At 34.2% G+C, this 21,912-nt stretch carries 22 protein-coding genes and 1 riboswitch; of the genes, 21 read left to right on the top strand and 1 reads right to left on the bottom strand.

The features are described 5' to 3' along the window. The first annotated feature begins 60 nt into the window (after positions 1–60). Genes CN946_RS19485 through CN946_RS19470 form a run of 4 tightly spaced genes read left to right on the top strand, consistent with a single transcriptional unit; the run spans position 61 to position 5,257 of the window. Positions 61–873: a sugar phosphate isomerase/epimerase family protein gene (locus CN946_RS19485; protein ID WP_098862607.1), complete on the top strand. Its 813-nt coding sequence runs from the start codon at positions 61–63 to the stop codon at positions 871–873. Beyond that, positions 873–1,907, top strand: coding sequence for a Gfo/Idh/MocA family protein (locus CN946_RS19480; RefSeq protein WP_098862647.1), 1,035 nt, complete (start codon positions 873–875; stop codon positions 1,905–1,907). The genes CN946_RS19485 and CN946_RS19480 overlap by 1 nt, the downstream gene beginning before the upstream one ends. Further along, a complete protein-coding gene (locus CN946_RS19475) occupies positions 1,904–4,126 on the top strand; it encodes a glycoside hydrolase family 65 protein (RefSeq protein ID WP_098862606.1) in 2,223 nt (740 codons plus the stop codon). Before CN946_RS19480 ends, CN946_RS19475 begins: the two co-directional genes overlap by 4 nt. 9 nt (positions 4,127–4,135) lie before the next feature. After that, a complete protein-coding gene (locus tag CN946_RS19470) occupies positions 4,136–5,257 on the top strand; it encodes a glycerate kinase (RefSeq protein WP_098862605.1) in 1,122 nt (373 codons plus the stop codon). A gap of 113 nt (positions 5,258–5,370) precedes the next feature. Here CN946_RS19470 and CN946_RS19465 read toward each other — a convergent pair whose 3' ends face one another. Then, positions 5,371–6,564 carry a chromate transporter gene (locus CN946_RS19465; protein ID WP_098862604.1) on the bottom strand — a complete coding sequence of 398 codons (1,194 nt, stop codon included), beginning with the start codon at positions 6,562–6,564 and terminating at the stop codon, positions 5,371–5,373. A 194-nt stretch (positions 6,565–6,758) separates the two neighbouring features. On the opposite strand from CN946_RS19465, the gene CN946_RS19460 reads away from it, so the two are divergent. The 17 genes from CN946_RS19460 to CN946_RS19380 all read left to right on the top strand — a co-directional run bounded on the left by CN946_RS19460 (position 6,759) and on the right by CN946_RS19380 (position 21,723). Further along, positions 6,759–8,096: a D-serine ammonia-lyase gene (locus CN946_RS19460; protein WP_098862603.1), complete on the top strand. Its 1,338-nt coding sequence runs from the start codon at positions 6,759–6,761 to the stop codon at positions 8,094–8,096. A 314-nt stretch (positions 8,097–8,410) separates the two neighbouring features. Further along, positions 8,411–9,886 (top strand): aminotransferase class V-fold PLP-dependent enzyme, encoded by a 1,476-nt coding sequence (locus CN946_RS19455; RefSeq protein ID WP_098862602.1) that lies wholly within the window; start codon positions 8,411–8,413, stop codon positions 9,884–9,886. 747 nt (positions 9,887–10,633) lie between these two features. Continuing rightward, a complete protein-coding gene (locus tag CN946_RS19450) occupies positions 10,634–10,894 on the top strand; it encodes a metal-sensitive transcriptional regulator (protein WP_098862601.1) in 261 nt (86 codons plus the stop codon). 127 nt (positions 10,895–11,021) lie between these two features. After that, the gene (locus tag CN946_RS19445) at positions 11,022–11,498 is read left to right on the top strand and encodes a DsrE/DsrF/DrsH-like family protein (protein WP_056467677.1); all 477 of its coding nucleotides are present in this window, start codon (positions 11,022–11,024) and stop codon (positions 11,496–11,498) included. A 19-nt stretch (positions 11,499–11,517) separates the two neighbouring features. After that, positions 11,518–11,814 carry a rhodanese-like domain-containing protein gene (locus tag CN946_RS19440; protein ID WP_098862600.1) on the top strand — a complete coding sequence of 99 codons (297 nt, stop codon included), beginning with the start codon at positions 11,518–11,520 and terminating at the stop codon, positions 11,812–11,814. A gap of 54 nt (positions 11,815–11,868) precedes the next feature. Beyond that, positions 11,869–12,441, top strand: coding sequence for a sulfurtransferase TusA family protein (locus tag CN946_RS19435; RefSeq protein WP_098862599.1), 573 nt, complete (start codon positions 11,869–11,871; stop codon positions 12,439–12,441). Positions 12,442–12,485: 44 nt separating this feature from the next. Then, positions 12,486–13,613, top strand: a complete 1,128-nt coding sequence (locus tag CN946_RS19430) for an MBL fold metallo-hydrolase (RefSeq protein ID WP_098862598.1) — start codon at positions 12,486–12,488, stop codon at positions 13,611–13,613. A gap of 21 nt (positions 13,614–13,634) precedes the next feature. Further along, positions 13,635–13,862: a sulfurtransferase TusA family protein gene (locus CN946_RS19425; RefSeq protein WP_098862597.1), complete on the top strand. Its 228-nt coding sequence runs from the start codon at positions 13,635–13,637 to the stop codon at positions 13,860–13,862. A gap of 68 nt (positions 13,863–13,930) precedes the next feature. Continuing rightward, positions 13,931–14,722, top strand: a complete 792-nt coding sequence (locus CN946_RS19420) for a sulfite exporter TauE/SafE family protein (protein ID WP_098862596.1) — start codon at positions 13,931–13,933, stop codon at positions 14,720–14,722. A 226-nt stretch (positions 14,723–14,948) separates the two neighbouring features. Further along, on the top strand, positions 14,949–15,299 hold the full coding sequence (locus tag CN946_RS19415) for an ASCH domain-containing protein (protein WP_098862595.1): 351 nt from the start codon (positions 14,949–14,951) through the stop codon (positions 15,297–15,299). A gap of 5 nt (positions 15,300–15,304) precedes the next feature. Then, complete coding sequence (locus CN946_RS23885) at positions 15,305–15,739, top strand: hypothetical protein (RefSeq protein ID WP_098862594.1); 435 nt, start codon at positions 15,305–15,307, stop codon at positions 15,737–15,739. A 302-nt stretch (positions 15,740–16,041) separates the two neighbouring features. Continuing rightward, positions 16,042–16,159, top strand: a riboswitch (SAM riboswitch). Positions 16,160–16,334: 175 nt separating this feature from the next. Next, positions 16,335–17,351 carry a methionine ABC transporter ATP-binding protein gene (locus tag CN946_RS19405; protein ID WP_098862593.1) on the top strand — a complete coding sequence of 339 codons (1,017 nt, stop codon included), beginning with the start codon at positions 16,335–16,337 and terminating at the stop codon, positions 17,349–17,351. Beyond that, positions 17,341–18,009 (top strand): methionine ABC transporter permease, encoded by a 669-nt coding sequence (locus tag CN946_RS19400; protein ID WP_098233178.1) that lies wholly within the window; start codon positions 17,341–17,343, stop codon positions 18,007–18,009. Before CN946_RS19405 ends, CN946_RS19400 begins: the two co-directional genes overlap by 11 nt. After that, entirely contained in the window at positions 18,006–18,854 is an 849-nt protein-coding gene (locus tag CN946_RS19395) for a MetQ/NlpA family ABC transporter substrate-binding protein (protein ID WP_098862592.1), read from the top strand. The genes CN946_RS19400 and CN946_RS19395 overlap by 4 nt, the downstream gene beginning before the upstream one ends. A 46-nt stretch (positions 18,855–18,900) precedes the next feature. After that, a complete protein-coding gene (locus CN946_RS19390; RefSeq protein WP_098862591.1) occupies positions 18,901–20,091 on the top strand; it encodes a M20 family metallopeptidase in 1,191 nt (396 codons plus the stop codon). Between the two features lie 283 nt (positions 20,092–20,374). Continuing rightward, the gene (locus CN946_RS19385) at positions 20,375–20,764 is read left to right on the top strand and encodes a YidH family protein (RefSeq protein WP_098862590.1); all 390 of its coding nucleotides are present in this window, start codon (positions 20,375–20,377) and stop codon (positions 20,762–20,764) included. Between the two features lie 83 nt (positions 20,765–20,847). Beyond that, complete coding sequence (locus tag CN946_RS19380; protein ID WP_098862589.1) at positions 20,848–21,723, top strand: alpha/beta fold hydrolase; 876 nt, start codon at positions 20,848–20,850, stop codon at positions 21,721–21,723. Positions 21,724–21,912 lie beyond the last annotated feature (189 nt).

Genomic DNA, 21,912 nt, shown 5'->3' with positions numbered 1-21,912 from the left:
ATATCAATCATTAAAATTATGGGAGTGTATTACACTCCCTTCTGTTAGGAGTGGATTTCGTTGAAAATTGGAACACAAAATCAAGTATTTTTTCCAGAAAATATTAAAGAAAAATTTAAATACTTAAAAGAAATTGGTTTTGAAGGATTTGAAATCGATGGCAAGTTTTTAGTTGATAATTTAGAAGAAATTAAAGAAGCAATTGCTGAGACTGGTTTACCTGTAACGACAGCTTGTGGTGGTTACTATGGTTGGATCGGTGACTTTATTGAGGAGCGTCGTTTAAAAGGTTTAGCAGATATTGAAGAGATTCTAAAAGCCTTAAAAGAAGTTGGAGGAAAAGGGATCGTTGTACCAGCAGCATGGGGAATGTTTACATTCCGATTACCGCCTATGTCTTCCCCAAGAAGTCTAGATGGAGATCGTAAAGCAGTTACAGACTCACTAGTATTTCTAGATAAAGTCGCTGGTGAAACTGGAACGACTATTTACTTAGAACCTTTAAATCGCTATCAAGATCATATGATAAATACGTTAGCTGATGCACGTAAATATATTGAAGATAATCAGTTTAAAAATGTCAAAATCATTGCAGATTTTTATCACATGAATATTGAGGAAGATGGTATTTCTGAGGCACTTCACGCTAACCGTGATTTAGTTGAACATGTACACATTGCAGATAACCACCGTTTCCAACCAGGAAGCGGATCTCTAGATTTTAAAAAGCATTTTGATCAACTAAAAGAAGATGAATACGAAGGCTTTTTAACATTTGAATGTCGTGTAAGAGGAAATAACTTAGAAGATGAATACATTAAAGCATTTCATCATATAAAAGAAGCTTTAAACATAAAAGGAGAAGCATTGTGATTAAAAAGAAAGTAGCTATTATTGGCGGGGGCCAAATAGCTGAAAAAGTTCACGTTGCTTACTATAAAACTAGAGAAGATTTAGAAGTTGTTGCAGTAGTTGGTGTAAATGAGGAATCACTAAGGAGCTTTGCGGAGCGTAATAATATTCCTAACTATTACACTGACGCTACTGAAATGTATGCAAAAGAAAGTCCTGAAATTGTTAGTGTTTGTACTCCAAATAAATATCATTTTGACAGTGTTATGCAAGCATTCGAAAATAATTGTGATGTTTTTTGTGAGAAACCACCTGCTATCTTAGCTGAAGATGCTAGAAAGATGTATGAAACAGCGTTAGAGAAGGGACGCATACTTGCCTATGATTTTCATCACCGTTTTGCTGATGATGTTTCGATCGTAAAAGAAAAAATAGAGCAAGGTTTATTAGGTGAGATTTATTTTGTTAAAGTGAAGGCTTTAAGACGAAATGGCATTCCAGGTTGGGGTAACTTCACTAATAAAGAAATCCAAGGTGGAGGACCACTAATCGATTTAGGAATCCATATGCTTGATACTGCACTGTACGTTTTGGACTATCCGAAAGTTAAAAAAGTAACAGCAAAAATGTTTAAGAAAATTGGTCATAAGAAAGATGAAGGTGCATTTGGTAAATGGGATCCTTCAAAATTTGAAGTAGAAGATTCTTTATTTTCTTATATTGAATTAGAGAATGGATGCTTAATTCAATTAGAAACATCCTTTGCATTGAATATAAAAGAAAAATCAGAAATGAATGTAGAACTTTGTGGGGATCAAGCTGGTGCTGTAATGTATCCAGCGGAAATCTATACAGATGAAAAAGGAGAGCTTGTAACTCTTTTAAAGAGAGAAGAGGCTGATCCTGACCGTCATTCGAAAAGCATGGCTGCTTTTGTTGATCGTTGTTTAGGGAAGAATGTCATGTTAGCAGATGGAAAACAAGGTTATGCTATCCAACAACTTGTTGAAGCGATCTATCAATCAGCTGAAAAAGGTGAGAGTATATCTTTATGAAAGAAGTAAATGTAATTAACGAAAATAAATTTGATTTACAATCTATCAATAAATACGCAACGATTATGGCTTTAGGAAATGGCTATTTAGGTTTACGAGCAAGTCATGAAGAAAACTATTCAGAACAAACTCGGGGAATGTACGTAGCAGGAGTTTATAATAAATTCACATCAAATGATGTTACAGAAATCGTAAATTTACCAGATCTAATTGGTATGAAAATTGAAATAAATGGTGAGATTTTTTCTGTCCTCACAGGTGAAATCCTTTCTTATGAGCGCATTTTAAATATGCAAAAAGGTGAACTAACAAGAGAAGTCGTATGGAAAAACAAAGATGGTAATCGTTTTTGTTTAAAATTTCAACGGTTTGTTTCAAAAGATAATTTACATTTACTTGCATCAAAAATTACTGTGACTACTTTGGATTGTGATGCATCAATTAAAATAACTACTGGTATTGATGCACAGACCTCTAATTTTGGAAAGCAACACCTTTTAGAAGAAAACATTCGTGTAATCGATAAAAAAGTAATGCATGCTGTATATACAACAACGGAAAGTAATCATACAATCGCTTTAGCAACAACTTGTAATGTGCCAAGTACTAGTGATGTTTCTTTTGTGGCAAAGAATCGTCAACTTATGGCAATCATTAAACAAGATATAACCGTTGATCAGCCATTCGAATTAGAAAAAATAAGTGCAATCTATACTTCAATTGATAAAGTAGAAGAAGAGCCTGCACAAGCTAGTATTCAAGCTGTTCAAGAAAATAGATCAGCTGGATACGATCGTCTACTAGAAAGTTCAGTTAATAAGTGGAGTCATTTTTGGGAACAAAAGCGCGTTAGCATTACTTCAAAGGAAGAGATTGATCAAATCGCAATAGACTTTTCACTTTATCATATTGAAATAATGACACCATCACATGATGAACGTTTTAGTGTAGGAGCAAAGGGTTTAACTGGTGAAGGTTATAAAGGACATGTATTTTGGGATACAGAAATTTTTATTGCACCTTTTCATTTATTTACCGAACCAGAAGTAGCAAGAAAATTATTAACATATCGATATCTTCATATAAAAGAAGCAAAAGATAAGGCTACTAAAAATGGTTATGAGGGAGCTCTTTTCCCTTGGGAAAGTGCATACTCTGGAATGGAAGAAACTCCTGAATATGCAGCTATTAATATATTAACTGGTACCCGTCAAAAGGTTGCTTCAGCTATAGCTGAGCATCATATTGTTGCTGACATTGCTTTTGCAGTATGTCAATACTATGAAAATACACTTGATGAAGTATTTATGGCAAATGAAGGTTTAGAATTGTTAAAGGAAACTGCACGTTTTTGGATTAGTCGTACGACTGATGAAAATGAAGTACTTTCAATTAATGATGTTATTGGACCTGATGAATATACAGAACATATTAACAACAATGCTTATACGAACTATATGGCTTATTATAATGTTCAACAAGCATTATGTTATATGGAAAAATATAATAAAATTGAAGAAGACCTAGTAAAGAGCGGAAATGACTTTTTAAATCGACTTTACTTACCAAAACCAAACGAAGACAAAATTATTCAACAGGATGATACATTTTTATCAAAACCTGAGATTGATTTATCAATTTATAAACAGACACAAGGTAGCCAGGCAATTCTCTTTGATTATTCAAGACAAGAAGTAAATGAGATGCAGATTTTAAAACAGGCTGATGTAGTTATGTTACTATATCTATTCCCAAATTTATTTGAAGAAGATGTAGTCAAAAAGAATTTGCATTATTATGAGGAGCATACAATTCATGATTCATCACTTAGTAAAGCGATTCATGCAATTGTTGCTGCAAGATGTGGCGAAAAAGAAAATGCTTATCGACTTTTTCAAGAAGCTTGTTTAATCGATTTAGGACCTAATCCGAAGTCATCAGATGAAGGAATTCATGCAGCATCATTAGGTGCTAATTGGTTAGCAACAATCTTTGGTTTTGCAAACATAACGGTGGAAGCAAATAAGTTAAAGATTAATCCAAACTTACCTAAAAATTGGGACAAACTTTCTTTCCCGTTCCATTGGCAAGGTACAAATCTTGAGATTTCAATTACGCAAGAATCTGTAACGGTGACTAAAGATACTGATACAGAAGTTGCGATTGAAATTAATGGTGAATTATTTAACTTAATAAATCAAATTACCGCTTCACTTTGAGGAGGACAAATGAAAGTAGTAATATTACCTGATTCCTTTAAAGAAAGCTTGGATGCATCGAATGTAGCTAAAGCCATTCAGAAAGGCTTTCATTCCGTATTCCCGAATGCAGAGTATCATTTATTACCATTGGCCGACGGGGGAGAGGGCACTGTTCAAGCTTTAATCGCATCAAATGGTGGAGAAGTAGAAATCATTAATGTAACAGGCCCTCTTAATGAAACTGTTCAAGCTAAAATTGCATTTTCTAAGGATAATAAAACGGCATTTATAGAAATGGCTGAAGCTTGTGGTTTACATCTTGTACCGCTTGAAAAACGTGATCCATTACAAACTACTTCATTTGGTGTTGGCGAATTAATTCTTTATGCTATTGAGCGTGGAGCTTCTGAGCTTATTGTTGGTGTTGGAGGTAGCTCAACAAATGATGGTGGGATTGGGATGGCTCAAGCGTTAGGTTACCAATTCTTCGATCAAAATGGTAGGGAAATTGAATGCAATGGTGAGGCATTGCTAAAAGTAGCTTCTATTTCTAATGAAAACAAGTCACCACTATTAGATAAAGTGAAAATCACTATTGCGGCAGATGTTGTTAATCCATTGACTGGTAGAAATGGAGCAACCTATATATTTGGACCACAGAAAGGACTTTCTGCGGATCAATTAGCTACAATGGATGAAGCAATGGGAAATTTCTATCAGATTACTGAGCATTATCTAAATAAATCCGTCTCAGAGATCCCCGGAAGTGGAGCTGGTGGGGGCATGGGTGCAGGCCTAATGTTATTCGCAAATGCTTCAATAAAAAAAGGGATTGAACTGGTTCTTGAACAATTAAATGTTAAAGAAGTATGTAAGGATGCTGACATCGTAATTGTAGGAGAAGGCAGAATGGATGGACAAACAATTTATGGTAAAGCACCTGTTGGGGCGGCTGCTTGTGCCCCAGCTAATGCGAAAGTAATTGCAATTTGTGGTAGTATTGGTGATGGGATAGAGGAATTGTATAAACACGGAATCGATGCCATTTTTCCTACGATTCCTGCAATCTTACCAATTGAAGATGTGATGAAAAACGCATTTGAAAATATTGAAAGAACTGCAAGAAATATTGCTATATTATTAAAATAATTGAAAATAAAAAAGCAGAAAAACATTGTATGAGTTTTTCTGCTTTTTTTATTGGATTTGCCCTTCTTAGAAAATGGCGAGGTGTTGTTCTCCTAAAGTTTGAACAGATATATTCAAATTCTAGATAAAATTTCCCCACTAATTGCTCCTACAAGTACAATAACCCAAGGTGGTAATTTTATAATTACTAACATACTAAATAAGACCGCTACGATTAGAAAGTCAACAATCGAAAATACAGAGCTTATCCATATTGGATTAAAAAAAGCTGAAATTAAGATCCCAACTACTGCTGCGTTTACCCCTAATAAAGCTCTCCTTAATTTCGAACTACGACGCATACTAGACCAAAATGGGAGAGTACCTAAAATAAGAAGGAAAGCAGGTAAAAAGATGGCAATCGTTGCAATTAAACCTCCTCGCCAGCCCATCATTACAGTTCCTAAATAGGATGCAAACGTAAATAATGGTCCAGGTACAGCCTGCGTGACACCATATCCTGCCAAAAATGTTTCTTTATTTAGCCATCCAGTAGGAACAAACTCACGTTCAAGTAGAGGGAGAACAACATGGCCTCCTCCAAATACCATCGATCCTGCTCTGTAAAAACTGTCGAATATAGAAATCCATTTTGAAGATGTAAATGAACTAATTAAGGGTAATAAAACTAATAATATAAAAAATATAGCCAAACAAATGATGGAAATTTTTTTTGATATATTCGTAACTAATGTAGTTTTATCACTATTTTCATTATCCTGATATAGAAAATATCCGCAAATTGAAGATATTAAAATAACAGCAATTTGAGTGAAAGTCGTTTGCCATATTAGTGTAGCAATCATTGCAAACAAAGCAAGAGCTTTCCTTTTTAAATCAGGCGTCAAGTTCTTTACCATACCTAAAATAGCCTGTGCAACAATCGGTACTGCAACTAGTTTTAGTCCATGGATCCAACCTGAATTTTTTATATCCAAGTCTTGTAGTAATAATGCAAATAATATAAGTGCAATGACTGATGGTAATGTAAATCCAATAAACGAGACAATGCCACCTAAGACACCTGCACGTATTACCCCAATACCAATGCCAACCTGGCTGCTTGCTGGTCCAGGTAAAAATTGTGACAAAGCTACTAAGTCAGCATAATTTTGATCGTCAATCCACTTTTTCCTTCTTACATATTCTTCACGAAAATAACCTAAATGAGCGATCGGTCCACCAAAAGAAGTTAAGCCTAGTTTAGTAGAAACAATAAGTATTTCTAACAAAAGAGATAACTTATTATTTTTATGATTAGGATCCATATTTCCCTCCAACAACTGATACATAGAAATAGTATAGTTTGAAACAAAATTCAAACCAATCTCTTTTGATGGGAATTTACAAAAGATTAACAATCAAAGTTATTCTAAAAACTCTATTTGAAAACAATATTACTGACCTAGTGATAATATCTGATAAACTACATATAAACTGTTTAAGTCTAGGAGGAATATAGATGGAAAGAATTGATATACAGGCATATATAGAAAAGTATCCAATCCTAAAAAAACTGATGAACTTTGAGGAATACCTTTGGTTGAACCCAAATGTTGAGACGTTTCAAAAAGCAATGAAAATGTCACCACTTACCCAAGATGATGTAAACGACGCAGATGAACGATTAAAAAGGTTTGCCCCATATATATCAAAGGTTTTTCCAGAAACAAAAGATACAAATGGCATTATTGAGTCTCCTTTAGTACAAATTCCTTCTATGAAACAATCTTTAGAGAAAAATTTCCAACAAACTATAGTAGGAGAATTATTTTTAAAATGTGATAGTCATTTACCAATATCAGGGTCAATTAAAGCAAGAGGTGGCATTTATGAAATATTAAAGCATGCCGAAAGCCTTGCTATAAAGCATCAGCTATTAACGATTGAAGATGATTACTCAAAAATAGATAGTGATATTTTTAGAGATTTTTTCTCTAACTACTCAATTGCTGTAGGGTCCACTGGAAATTTAGGTATGAGCATTGGAATTATTAGTGCAAAGTTAGGTTTTAAAGTAACGGTACATATGTCAGCGGATGCAAAGCAATGGAAAAAAGATTTGCTTAGAAGTAAAAACGTAAATGTTATTGAGTACGAGGCGGATTATAGTAAGGCAGTAGAAGAAGGACGAATTCAAGCAGAAGCAGATCCTAATTGTTATTTTGTAGACGATGAAAATTCAAAAGATTTATTTTTAGGATATGCAGTAGCAGCTTCACGTTTAAAAAAGCAGTTTGAAGAATTAGACATGACAATTGATGAAAATCATCCATTATTTGTTTATTTACCTTGCGGAGTTGGAGGAGGACCTGGTGGTGTCGCATTTGGTCTTAAACTATTATTTAAAGATAATGTTCATATCTTTTTTGCCGAGCCAACTCATTCTCCTTGTATGTTGATTGGATTAATGACAGGACTTCACGATCAAGTTTCTGTACAAGATTTTGGCATTGATAATAAAACGGATGCAGATGGCCTAGCTGTAGGGAGACCATCTGGCTTTGTAGGAAAAATTATTGAGCCTTTTTTAAGCGGTAGCTACACAATAAGTGATGAAAAACTATATACCATGTTAAAAGATTTAGTTGATACTGAGGATCTTTATTTAGAACCGTCAGCACTAGCTGGTATGATCGGTCCGATGATATTATTTAAAGAGGGCAAAGATTACTTATTAAAAAATAATTTAATGAAAAAAATGGCAAATAGTACCCATGTCATTTGGGCTACAGGTGGTAGTATGGTCCCGGAAAAAATGATGAAAGAGTACTATCAAAAAGGATCTCTTTTTAAATAAAATAGATAGTGTAAAATTTTACTAATATTTTAAAAGTGAAAAAATTCTTTCAATACAGAATAATTTGACATATATTTGTATATGTAAATAAGTTTTCTATTTAGATTTTGACGCAAGATATTTTCTTTTTAATTGGTTCTGTTTAAAAATTGATAAATTACTTTAAAAAAGCCATTCCGTCATGAGCGGACTGGCTTCAGTGCATTTTTTGTAATACCCAATAGGGTATTGGAATACTCGGTTTTATTTAATTACCTTAAACAGAGACTTCCTATTAAAAAGCACAAACCATATTCTCATTAGGAGCGATAAAATTGAATTTAGAAAAGTATTTTTCACAATTTAGAAAAGAGATTATTGGAAATGAAAAAACATTCTTATCGCCATTTGGTGAAAAGAAAATTATTTATTTAGATTGGGCTGCGAGCGGTAGGTTATATGGACCAGTTGAAGAAAAACTACTTTCAACTTTTGGGCCGTATGTTGCAAATACGCATACGGAATCAAATATAACTGGAAGCACGATGACGAATTGTTATCATGAAGCATTACAGATCATAAAAGAGCATGTTAATGCAAGCGCTTCCGACACAATCATAACTGATGGATCAGGAATGACTGGCGTTATGAATAAGTTTCAACGCATTTTAGGGCTAAAAATACATGAAAATTTCCACTTCCGTTTAAGTATACCTGAGGAAGAAAGACCAGTTGTTTTTATAACAAGTATGGAGCATCATAGCAATCATACTTCGTGGTTGGAAACGATTTGTGACGTAGAAGTTGTACCTAATTGTTCTAATAATGTAATTGATTTAAATTATTTAAGAAATCGACTTGAGTTTTATAAAAATAAACGAAAATTAATTGGATCTTTCAGTGCTTGTTCTAATGTATCTGGATTAATTACACCTTATCATAAGCTAGCTAGACTAATGCATGAATATAATGGCGTTTGTTTTGTCGATTTCTCAGCTTCTGCGCCATATGTTGACATTGATATGCATCCTAGTGATCCGATGGAAAAACTTGATGCAATTCTGTTTTCTCCACACAAGTTTTTAGGAGGACCTGGTAGTAGTGGAGTTTTGATATTTGACTCTTCAATGTATCAAAATAAAATTCCAGATCATCCAGGCGGAGGAACTGTTGAATGGACAAATCCATGGGGTGAGAAAAAGTACATTAACAATATTCGTGAAAGAGAAGATGGTGGTACTCCAGGATTTCTGCAAACAATTAGAACAGCTCTTGCAATTAAGGTGAAAAATGCAATGGGTACAACGAATATCCTAAATCGTGAAGAAGAATTGGCACACATCGTTTTAGATGAGCTTCGAACAATTGAAAATGTAGTGTTACTCGAAGATTCAAGTAATCCACGATTAGGTTTTTATTCTTTTTATTTAAAAGATATTCATCATAATTTAGTAGTTAGATTATTAAATGATCGTTATGGAATTCAAGTACGAGGTGGTTGTTCATGTGCGGGTACTTATGGACATATGCTACTGAATATTACAAGAGAAATGTCTAAAGCAATCACAGATGAAATCGATAATGGCAATATTAGCGTAAAGCCTGGCTGGATTCGCATGAGTGTCCATCCAACGACCACGAATGAAGAAGTAGTCATATTCACAAACGCTTTAAAAGATATTATTCAAAACATCGGCGAATGGTCTAAAGACTATATTTATCTTAAAGAGAAAAATGACTTTATTCATAAAGACGAAGCTGTTATGGAAGTAGGTACTTATTTTGAGATGGGTATGGCTGTAAAATCTTAAAATTTTAAGGTAACGCGAAAAAAGATCACATTATTGTGATCTTTTTTCAGAGTGCTGAAATATATTGTGGTCAATATAAAAAATACAAACGATAAATGATTTTCGATGATATTATAATATTTTTAAATATGATGATCTATCTATCGTCTCTTACCTGAGAGACAATTGATTGATAATATTTTTTTAACTAACTTGCAAAAGTTCAACATAATTAACGTCATTATTATTATAAATTTCTTTTTTGAGGATCACTATTAATAATGATTTGTAAGTCGTGGATTACCTATCACTTAAAATTAGATTAATAAAGGGAAATTCATTCGTTTGATAGAATATTCTTTTGTTTTAAAGATTATTCTATTTTTATTAAGAAGCTGATTGGAACGAAAGGGTGCTCGACTCCTATGGGATTAGCGGGAAGGCTAAAGACCCCACAGGCCGGGCCGAGGAGGCTCAGGTCTCGCCCCATGGAAAAAGAGCACCCTGTAGTGGAAATCATACGACACAACTTATTTATTTATCAGTGAAAAAATTAATTGACAAAGGCCATTTTCAACAGCATAAAAAAGATTACATTATTGTGATCTTTTTTTACATATCTACTTTTAACTTACTAAATGAAGACTTATTTATATAAAATTAAATGATTGACATTATACCCATAGGGGTATATATTACAAGTAAGAATATGACACATATATTCTAAAAAAATGGTTAAGCTTAGTTTTATAAGTTAGGGGTGATTTAATGAAATATGATGATCCAGTAAAAAATAGAATAAAGCGAATTGAGGGACAGATTCGTGGAATTTTAAAAATGATGGAAGAAGACAAAGACTGTAAAGATGTCATTACACAGTTATCAGCAGTTAAATCAGCTTTGGATCGTACGATTGGCGTAATAGTAAGCTCAAACTTAGTTGATTGTGTCCGAAATGCGAATGAAAACGGGCAAAATGCCGAAGATTTAGTGAAAGAAGCAGTAAATTTACTTGTAAAAAGTAGATAATATAAGGTTTGACACAATTTTTTATTTTTAATATCATATACCCATAGGGGTAATAGTATATATAAGATATATTTTTTTGTTTTGTAATATACCCTAATGGGTATAAGAAACGATAAGGAGAAAGAATATGACAACTAAGAAAACAAATATCATTTTATTTAGTGGAGATTATGATAAAGCAATGGCCGCCTACATTATTGCGAACGGTGCAGCAGCTTTTGATCATGAAGTAACTATTTTTCATACATTTTGGGGATTAAATGCTTTACGAAAAGGTGAACATGTAGCAACTAAAAAAGGTTTTATTGAAAAGATGTTTGGAAAGATGATGCCTAGAGGCGCGGATAAAATGGGACTTTCTAAAATGAATTTTGCTGGTTTTGGACCAAAGATGATTAAGGATATTATTAAAAAGCATAATGCATTGCCTTTACCACAATTAATTGAAATGGCCCAAGAACAAGATATAAATTTAGTAGCATGTACAATGACAATGGACCTGTTAGGTCTACAAACCGAAGAGTTATTAGAGAATATTCAGTATGCTGGTGTTGCAGCTTACATTGGTGAAGCAGAGGAAGGTCAAGTTAACTTATTTATTTAATTAGAAAGGATTGAATAACATGAAAGAAATTACTGCGATCGAGCTTGAAAATGAATTAAAAACTGAAAAAGAAGTAAATATTATCGATGTTCGTGAGGTCGATGAAGTTGCAGCTGGGAAAATTCGAGAAGCCATTCATATTCCTCTTGGATTAATCGAATTTCGATTACACGAATTAGATAAATCAAAAGAATATATTATGGTTTGTCGTTCAGGTGCTAGAAGTGGCCGTGCAACAGAATTCCTTCAATCTCAAGGGTTCAACGTTAAAAACATGGTAGGCGGAATGCTTTCTTGGGAAGGGAATGTAGAATAATTTTTTTGATTAAATAAATACCCCAAGTGGTATTCTAAGTGCGGAGGTCATAATATGGAGTTCATTAAAACAAACATGAAATTAGATGCAAAAGGATTAGCTTGTCCAATGCCGATTGTAAAGACTAGAAAAGCAATGAAGGATTTAGATAATGGGCAAGTAATCGAGGTTCAAGCGACTGATAAAGGTTCAAAAGCAGACATTAAAGCTTGGGCGGAAAGCACTGGAAATCAATACTTAGGAACAATCGAAAATGGAGAAGTATTACTTCATTATTTAAGAAAATCTTCAGATGAAAATGCAATTGAAAAAAGATTTGAAAACGTCATTTCAAACGATCAATTAAGTCAAAAGCTACAAAACGAAAATATAATCGTTTTAGATGTAAGAGAAGAAGCAGAATTTGTATTTAATCATATACCAAATGCGGTATCAATCCCTTTAGGTGAATTGGAGAACCGTATGACAGAATTAAATAAAAAAAATGAAATATATATCGTTTGCAGAACTGGAAACCGCAGTGATCTTGCTGCTCAATTACTAGTTTCTAGCGGCTTTACTAACGTGTTTAATGTCATACCTGGAATGACTGAGTGGTCTGGGGAAACAACGAGCATAAAAGGTTAATCTAATTTTTTTTGAATGAAAATATACTATGGGGGGTATAAAAGATGGCAGTCACATCAATGTCTGCAAAAGAGATTACAAAAAAAATATTTGATAAAGAAGAACTATTTATTCTAGATGTTAGAAATACTGATGATTATAATGATTGGAAAATAGAAGGTTCAAATTTTGAACATTTAAATAAACCTTATTTTGATTTACTTGATGGAGTTGAAGACATTTTAGATAAGATTCCTACAAGTACAGATGTTTTAGTTGTGTGTGCTAAAGAAGGATCTTCTATCATGATTGCAGAGATGCTTTCAGACGAGGGACTAGACGTAGCTTATCTTAAAGGCGGAATGAAAGAGTGGAGTGAACATCTCGAACCAGTAAAAATTGCAGATTTGAAAAATGGTGGAGAGCTGTATCAATTTGTCAGAATCGGTAAGGGATGTTTATCCTACATGGTTATCTCAAATAATGAGGCTGCTATAATAGATTCTACTCGAATGACGGATTTCTATATTGATTTTGCAAATACAAAGAGCGCAAAAATTACAAATGTATTTGATACTCACCTACATGCAGACCATATTTCTGGTGGAAGAAAAATTGCAGAGATTTCTGGAGCAACATACTGGTTACCGCCAAAGGATGCTAAAGAGCTTACTTTTGAATATAGTCCATTAGAAGATGGTAATAAGGTAATGATTGGTGAAACAGCAATCAGCATTGAGGCTTTTTATTCACCAGGACATACAATTGGATCAACTTCATTTGTTGTTGATGAAAAGTTCTTACTTTCTGGTGATATTTTATTTATCGATTCAATTGGAAGACCTGATCTTGCTGGTATGGCAGAGGATTGGGTAGGGGACTTACGCGAAACCCTTTATAAAAAATACCGAAATTTATCGCTTGAATTAATCGTGCTTCCATCACATTTTATGGTGATTAGTGAATTGAACGAAGATGGAAGTGTTTATAAAAAACTAGGATATTTATTTGATCAGAATCATGGATTGAACATTGAAAGTGAAAGTGAGTTTAGAAAGTTAGTAACTGAAAACTTACCACCACAACCAAACTCATATCAAGAAATCCGTGAAGTTAATATGGGCAAAATTAAATTAAATGAAGAAAAACAGAGAGAAATGGAAATTGGTCCAAATCGCTGTGCAGTACGATAATAAGACTTGGAGGAGAATAGAATGGAAGCTACAAAATTATTAGATGCAAAAGGCTTAGCATGTCCAATTCCAATTGTAAAAACAAGAAAAGCAATTGCAGAGATTGAAGTAGGAGAAGTATTAGAAATTCATGTCACTGATAAAGGTGCTAAAAACGACCTTGCAGCTTGGGCTAAATCAGGTGGACACGAATTATTAAATTATACCGAAGAAGACAATGTTTTAAAGTTTTGGATTAAAAAAGGTTAAGCTAATAGATTAATAGGAAAAGGAGAGTTAAGAGTCGCATCTCCTTTTCTATTATAGGAGGACTTTAAATGGAGTGGACCTTAATTTTAGTACTTTTCTTAGTTGGTTTTTTTGGGTCCTTTATTTCAGGAATGGTAGGAATTGGTGGAGCGATTATAAATTATCCAATGCTCCTATTTATTCCTCCATTATTAGGATTTGCTGCTTTCACACCACATCAAGTTTCAGGTATAAGTGCCGTCCAAGTAGTATTTGCGACTTTAGGTGGAGTATTAAGCTATCGTAAAAGCGGTTATTTAAACAAAAAAGTAATATTAAGTATGGGAATAAGTGTACTAATAGGAAGTTTTCTTGGTGGATTTGGTTCAAATCTACTTTCAGAACATGGGATTAACCTTGTTTATGGTATTTTAGCAATGATAGCGGTCGTTTTAATGTTTATTCCTCGAAAAAACGTCGAGATGTCAACAGATGGTCAAATTTCAATTAATGTATGGCTTGCGGCAGGCCTAGCATTTGTTGTGGGCACTAGTGCAGGGATTGTTGGTGCAGGAGGAGCATTTCTGTTAGTACCAATCATGTTAACAATCTTAAAAATACCAACTCGTGTGACAATCGCTTCTTCACTTGCCATAACATTTATCTCTTCAATTGGTGTAACGATCGGAAAAATCTCTACTGGTCAAGTTGAAGTATTGCCTACTATTATTGTTGTTATTGCAAGCTTAATCGCTTCACCATTAGGTGCAAAAATAGGCAAAAAAACAAAAACACAGGTTTTACGAGGGATTCTGGCAGTATTAATCGGTTTTACTGCTTTGAAAATTTGGTTTACGATTATAAAATCATGGATTAGCTGAATGAGGACTAACTGTAAAAAAAAACAGAAAAACTATTTTGGGAGTTTTTCTGTTTTTTTATTGGTCTTTATTATGGTGCTACATGTAAGGTCCTTTTTCTCTGCTTCTTATTGCAATATTTTTAAATAAAATTTGCTTATTTTGTACTAATTTAATTAAAATGGAACTAGTCGTTTTTTTTAATTGCCTTTACTACAAAATTAAATTGAAATGGAGAATGATTTAAATGACAAATCAGAATGAAACGAACGCTTTACCGCCAAAAACATGTACGATTGAACGCCTTGTTACGCTTCAAGAGGATGTTGAAAAGGTATTGGCAGGGCAAAAAACTGCTACTCGCCGAAACGGAAGATATGCAGATGTTGGGGAAGTTATGACCCTTCAAAATAATCAGTATGTTGTTGAAAAAGTTTACTCTCAAGCCCTTGGTGAATTGACAGATGAGGATGCTAAGCAGGAAGGCTATTCGACTGTAGAAGAGTATAAGCAATCGATCCTGTCAATCCATCCTGGAATGCCTTGGCTGCCAAAAATGAGGGTATGGGTTCATGAGTTCCGTCTCATCCAAGATTAATTTACATGCTGTATAGACTGCTTCTTTACATACATATTGCTAGTGTAATCTTATCAATTGGTCCTTTTTTTGTATTGATTCCGATACTCAAAAAGCTGCATACTACAAAGTCCGCGATACAACAGAGCTATTTGGATGTATTCCGGTTTGCTGTCAGATTGGCAAAGCATGCTGGGCATGTACTGGTTGGATCAGGGGTATTGTTGGTACTAGCGGGCCATTGGTCGTGGAAGACATCTTGGATTGTGATGACTATTCTTCTTTTGGTGAGCTCATTATTCTTCCTAGCTAGAGCTTTTTCACCGACCATTCGGAAATTCAGTGAACCAACCTATGACCATAGAATGTTGATTCAGAAGCTTCGTCGCTCTATCTGGATTTACATCGTTCTTTTGATGGTTATGCTATGGTTTATGGTTGTAAAGCCTGGATTATGGTAGGCACAATACAAATATGCAGACAGGTTTCTTTTATCGAAGCCTAGTCTGCTTTTTTGTACTTCTCTTCAATGAAATACTAATAAAATACAAAAAAATAAGTATATAGACCTATTCCAAAGGGTTTGTGAAATAGGTTTTTTGATTTGAATATGAAGGACCTGAGACCTGCGTCAAACAGTGCTCGTAAAAAAAATGCTATTTCAAAACACAATTTTTACTAAAAAATTTAAAAATAATTCTTGACGGATTATAAAAAGAGAGATAACATGAACTCAATAATTTAAAAACTTAATAAATTCTATTACTTATCCAGAGAGGTGGAGGGACTGGCCCTGCGATACCTCGGCAACGGGTTTGTTGTTTCGTAACAAATACCGTGCTAATTCCTGCAAATCGTTCAAGCGATTTGAAAGATAAGAAGTAAAGTGGCTTATATATTATAACCCCTCTTCTTATCTGTCTTATTGGATAAGAAGGGGGGTTTTTTGATGAGGTGCCATAGGAGAAAAAGGGGGAAATATAGATATAAATCCTAGTTTTCAAATGTGTTTACTTGGTTATTGTGATTGGAATAACTTGCATGGGGGGAAGGAATTTGATTGAGATTAAAAATGTCTCGAAGGTTTATCCTGGAAGGCCACCAATTAAAGCTTTAAATAATATTAATATGAAAATTGAGAAAGGGGAAATCTTTGGAATCATTGGTTTTTCCGGAGCAGGAAAAAGTACATTGATCCGTTGTTTAAATAGACTTGAAGAGCCAACAGAAGGATCAGTTCTCATTGATGGATTGGACCTAATGACATTAAAAGATGAAGAGTTACGTAAGACACGTAGAAAAATTGGTGTCATCTTCCAACACTTTAATCTACTTTCTGCCAAAACGGTGTTTGATAATATAGCAATGCCGCTATACCTTGAAGGAAAAAAGAAACGGGATGTTCAGGAAAAGGTAATGGAATTAATTGAATTTGTTGGACTTACAGGGAAGCAAGATGTATTTCCGGGGCACTTGTCGGGAGGACAAAAGCAAAGAGTGGGAATAGCAAGGGCACTCGTAACAGATCCAGATCTTCTACTATGTGATGAAGCTACATCTGCATTGGACCCCGAAACAACAAAGAATGTATTAGAGCTTTTAAGGAAAGTAAATAAATCCTATAATCTTACAATTTTCCTTATTACCCATGAAATGAGTGTAATTCGTGATTTATGTGATAAAGTGGCCGTCATTGATAATGGTGAAATTGTTGAAGAAGGTAATGTTTACGACGTATTTACGAATCCACAAAAAAGTATTACAAAGAATTTTGTTAACACAGTATTACAAAATGAGGTGCCATCTAAGTTATCGAAATCATTATCAAAGGGAAAATATTATCAATTAGTCTTCCGAGGTGAAAAGGCGGCCAATCCATTATTATCAGAGGTTCTTAAAAAATTCGATATTCATTTAAATATTCTTTATGGATCGATCACAGAGCTACAAGAAAGACCTTATGGGAATTTGCTTGTGGCACTAGAAGGAACAAAAGAGGAAAGCGCAAAAGCTATTAAATTTATTTCGGAAAAGGGGATAGAAGTAAGGGAGGTTGAGTTAAATGGAGCTTAATTGGGAATTCTTTTGGCCGCAGTTTTTGCAGGCAACTCAAGATACATTTCTAACTGTTTTAGGGTCATTTATTTTTGGCACAATCATAGGATTGCCTCTAGGTATTATCCTAGTTGTAACAAGGCCAGGTCATATAATGGAAAACAAACCTTTATTTACGTTGTTAAATACCATTATTAATATTGTTCGATCTGTACCATTTATTATTTTGCTAGTTGCCATTATTCCATTTACTAGATTATTGACGGGAACGTCCATTGGCGTAGTAGCAGCAATTGTTCCGCTTTCGATCTTTGTAGGACCTTATTTGGCTAGATTGATTGAGAACTCCATGCTAGAAGTAGATAAGGGAGTGCTGGAAACAGCCTATTCAATGGGAGCAACAAAGTTTCAAATTATCGTGAAGTTTATTTTGCCTGAAGCGATTCCATCGTTGATTCTTTCATTTACAACAGCAACGATTGGATTGATTGGATCAACTGCGGCAGCTGGTGCTGTTGGTGCTGGTGGATTAGGTGACTTAGCTATTACATATGGTTATCAGCGCTTTGAAACATTGGTTATTATCATTACTGTTGTATTACTAGTAGTCATAGTTCAAATAATACAAAGTTTAGGAAATACGTGGTCAAGATACGTAAGGAGGAAAAGAGGATGAAAAAGTTTTTTACTATTTTTGCAGCATTATTATTAACGGTTTCGGTATTATCAGCATGTGGTTCTAATGCATCATCAGGTAATGGAAAGGAGAGAACAGTTAAGATTGGTATTAACGGTGATGACTATGAACTTTGGAATATTGTACAAAAACAAGTAAAAAGTGAAGGCATTAAATTGAAAATTATTTCATTTTCAGATTATGTTCAGCCTAACACAGCACTTAATGACAGTAGTCTTGATTTAAATGCTTTTCAAACGATTACTTATATGAACCAATTTAAAGGTGATCATAATTTAGATATTTCTGCGATTGGCTCGACGGTGATTGCGCCAATGGGTATTTACTCACATAAATTTAAAAAGCTAAGTGATATTCCAGATGGAGCAACTATTACAATACCAAATGATGTTACGAACGCAGGCCGTGCACTTAAACTATTACAATCTTCAAAGTTAATTAGTTTAGTAGATAATTTTGATCCTAAAGGAAGTATTGAACAAATTAAAGAAAATCCTAAGCATCTAAAAATCAAACCGATTGCTGCAGGGCAAACAGCTAGATCATTGGATGATGTGGCAGCGGCTATCATCAATAATGGATTCGCCGTTCAAGCGGGCTTAGACCCTGCAAAGGATCCACTTTATAAAGAAGATCCTAATGATAAAGCAGCTATGCCGTATATCAATGTTATTGCATCTCGTACGAAGAATAAAAATGACAAGGACTTTGCAAAGATTGTAAAGGCTTATCAATCAAAAGAAGTTCATGATTACATTATTAAACGTGACAAAGGTGCTACAGTTCCAGTAGTCATTTCAATTGATAAAATTAAAAATCTATAAAGCTAGTTCATACTTATTTAAAAGAATGGAAGGGAGAAAAGTTTAAATGACAGTCAAAATTGAAACACAAAGAGAACAAATTGTGAAAAGTATTGAGGAATCGAAGGAAGTCTATCTTGAAATTAGCCACAAAATTCATGAGAAACCTGAAATTGGTAATCAAGAATTTTTTGCATCTGAAACACATACTAAAATTCTAGTAGAAGCTGGTTTCGATGTAACACGTAATATTGCTGGCCACGAAACAGGCTTTGTAGCAAGGAAAACGTCATCTAAGCAAGGTCCAACCATCGCTTTTTTAGCAGAATATGACGCATTACCTAGTCTTGGTCATGCATGCGGACATAATATTATTGGAACGACAAGTGTAGCAGCAGGAATCGCTCTTGCTGAAGTCATTTCTGAGACTGGCGGAGAGGTTATCATATTTGGAACACCTGCAGAAGAGGGTGGACCAAACGGAAGTGCGAAGGGGAGTTTCGTAAAAAATGGTTTACTAGAAGGTGTTGATGCAGCTCTTATGCTCCACCCAAGTGGCAAAACAGGTTTGTCGAGTCCATCATTGGCAGTAGATCCATTAGACTTCCATTTTTATGGAAGAGCAGCCCATGCTGCTGGGTCACCAGAACATGGAATCAATGCCTTAGATGCAGTAATCCAGTTATTCAATGGCATTAATGCCCTTCGTCAGCAGCTTTCTAGTGATGTTCGCATACACGGAATTATCACTCATGGAGGCGATGCACCAAATATTATTCCAGAGTATGCTTCAGCGAGATTTTTCATCCGTGCTAGTACTTGGAAGCGTACGGAGGAAGTATCTACTAAGATTCGTAATATTGCCGAAGGAGCAGCACTTGCAACTGGTAGTACTGTGAAAATTGAAAGATTCCAAAATGAAGTCCATGATTTTATTATCAATCAATCTCTTGATGAGATTGTCGGTGAAGAACTAAGCCTATTGGGTGAAGTAGTGAATGGCAAAAGCGGCGGGCTTGGATCTACTGATGCCGGAAACGTAAGCCATGTTGTTCCAACTTCTCACGCATATATTAAAATAGGACCTAATGATTTAATTGCTCATACGAATGAATTCCGTGAAGCTGCGAGATCGCCGCTTGGTGATCATGCCTTAGTAACGGGGGCAAAAGCATTGGCTCTAACGGGCTATCGTTTAATTACCGATAAAAACCTTTTGAAAAAGGTTCAAAAAGAATTTCAACAAACAGAAAAATAGTTAGATTGAACGGTCAGAAAGATGGACGGAATTACCATCTTTTTGACCGTTTTATTTTTGAAAGCTAAGTCTAATGACATTATTTGTTCTATTTATATAGTAGTCTTCTGTTAATTTCTCCTTCCGCTAATTTCGAAGTAAAAAATATAGGTTTACATTACCCCATTCAATTTTTAACAAAACGTAATCCCAATTTTACTAAATCTTAAATCTTAAAGATTAAACTAAAACTTAGATATAACAAGTTTATCATTCTATAAATCTTTGATAGGGGTAATTTAATATGGTTTCTTTAAGTAAAGTAAAAGATTTATCAGATGAAAGTGTTAAATATGCACAACAGCATCTAGCAAACGAAAGGACATATTTAGCATGGTTGCGAACTGCAATCTCAATTACTGGTGTAGGATTTTTAACAACATCACTACATTTTACAATTAAAATTAGTGATAACCAGTTCATCAATACATTAGCAATTTTTCTTGGCATATATGCATGTGTTGTTGGTTTAATTTCTGGGGTATTAGCTACTATTCAGTACAGTAAAAAGCGGAAAGAAATTCAAAATGGAAAATTTATACCAGCACATAATTCAATTATTCTTGTATCAATTCTATTTTCTTTTTTAATATCTATGATTGTGCTGTATTTGTCTTTATTATTATTTAATTAAACCCGAATAGTTCATTTTTTTCACAGTTATTTTAATAGGGATATTTTTATAAAAATCGAATATTACATAAAGTGGACACTAAAATGAATGGAGTGATTGACATTTTTTATCCTGAGTCTCGGTTTGAATCGATTAATGGAATGGAGCTTCATTTTACAGAATGGGGAGAAAGAAAAAATCCAACAGTTGTTTGCTGGCATGGTTTAACCAGGAATGGTAGGGATTTTGATATTTTAGCTCGTCATTTAGCTAAGGATTACCATGTAATTTGTCCAGATACGATTGGGCGAGGGTTAAGTCAGTGGAGTACTTCTCCTGAGCAAGATTACTGTTTTGAATACTATGTAAATCTAGCGATTGGTTTATTAGACCGTTTAGAAATTGAACAAGTTCGTTGGGTAGGGACTTCGATGGGTGGAGCAATTGGAATGCGACTTGCTGGCACACCGAAACATCTTAACCGTATTTCTCATTTAGTATTAAATGATATTGGGGCAGGAGCTTCAGAAAACCAGCCACAAGATATTGAAGGAATTAAAAGAATTATTAGCTATGTTGGTACACCACCTCAATTTAAAACATTTACTGAATTGAAGAATTACTATAAGTTCATTTATTATTCATTTGGTGTTTCAAGCGAAGAAGAATGGAATGATTTTACACAAAATTCTTGCCGTAGAAGAGATGAGGGTGGAATTGGCCCTGATTATGATCCTAAAATTGCATTGCAATTTCAGCATACAGAAGATTTAACTTTGTGGAATTACTGGGAGGCTATTCGGTCCAAGATTTTACTTATTCGAGGAGAAGTTTCAGATGTCTTGCCACTTGATGTAGCATTAAAAATGAAGGAAACACAGAAGTTTCAAATGGAAACAATACCTAAAGTCGGTCATGCACCTGCTTTAAATACAAATGAGCAAATCTCAATTATTGATAAATTTTTAAAGGAAGTTTAGATTTTATTTGATCTATTTGAAATTGTAGGTTTTTCCATATGTCGGTTTAACTGACTAAGGAGCGGCCTTTTTTATAATTGATGAACTATGTTGATTTAGCAGTGGGGGGATCATAGCTGCACTTTTAGTTTCTAGATGGAATGATTGCCCTTTTTTATAAATTTTTTAGGTCAAGCCACTATTATTGTG

It is taken from the genome of Bacillus sp. AFS053548 (assembly GCF_002575105.1).
Classification (GTDB): domain Bacteria; phylum Bacillota; class Bacilli; order Bacillales; family Bacillaceae_G; genus Gottfriedia.
Note: the sequence above shows the minus strand (reverse complement) of the source record. Positions and strands in the feature narration are given on the sequence as shown.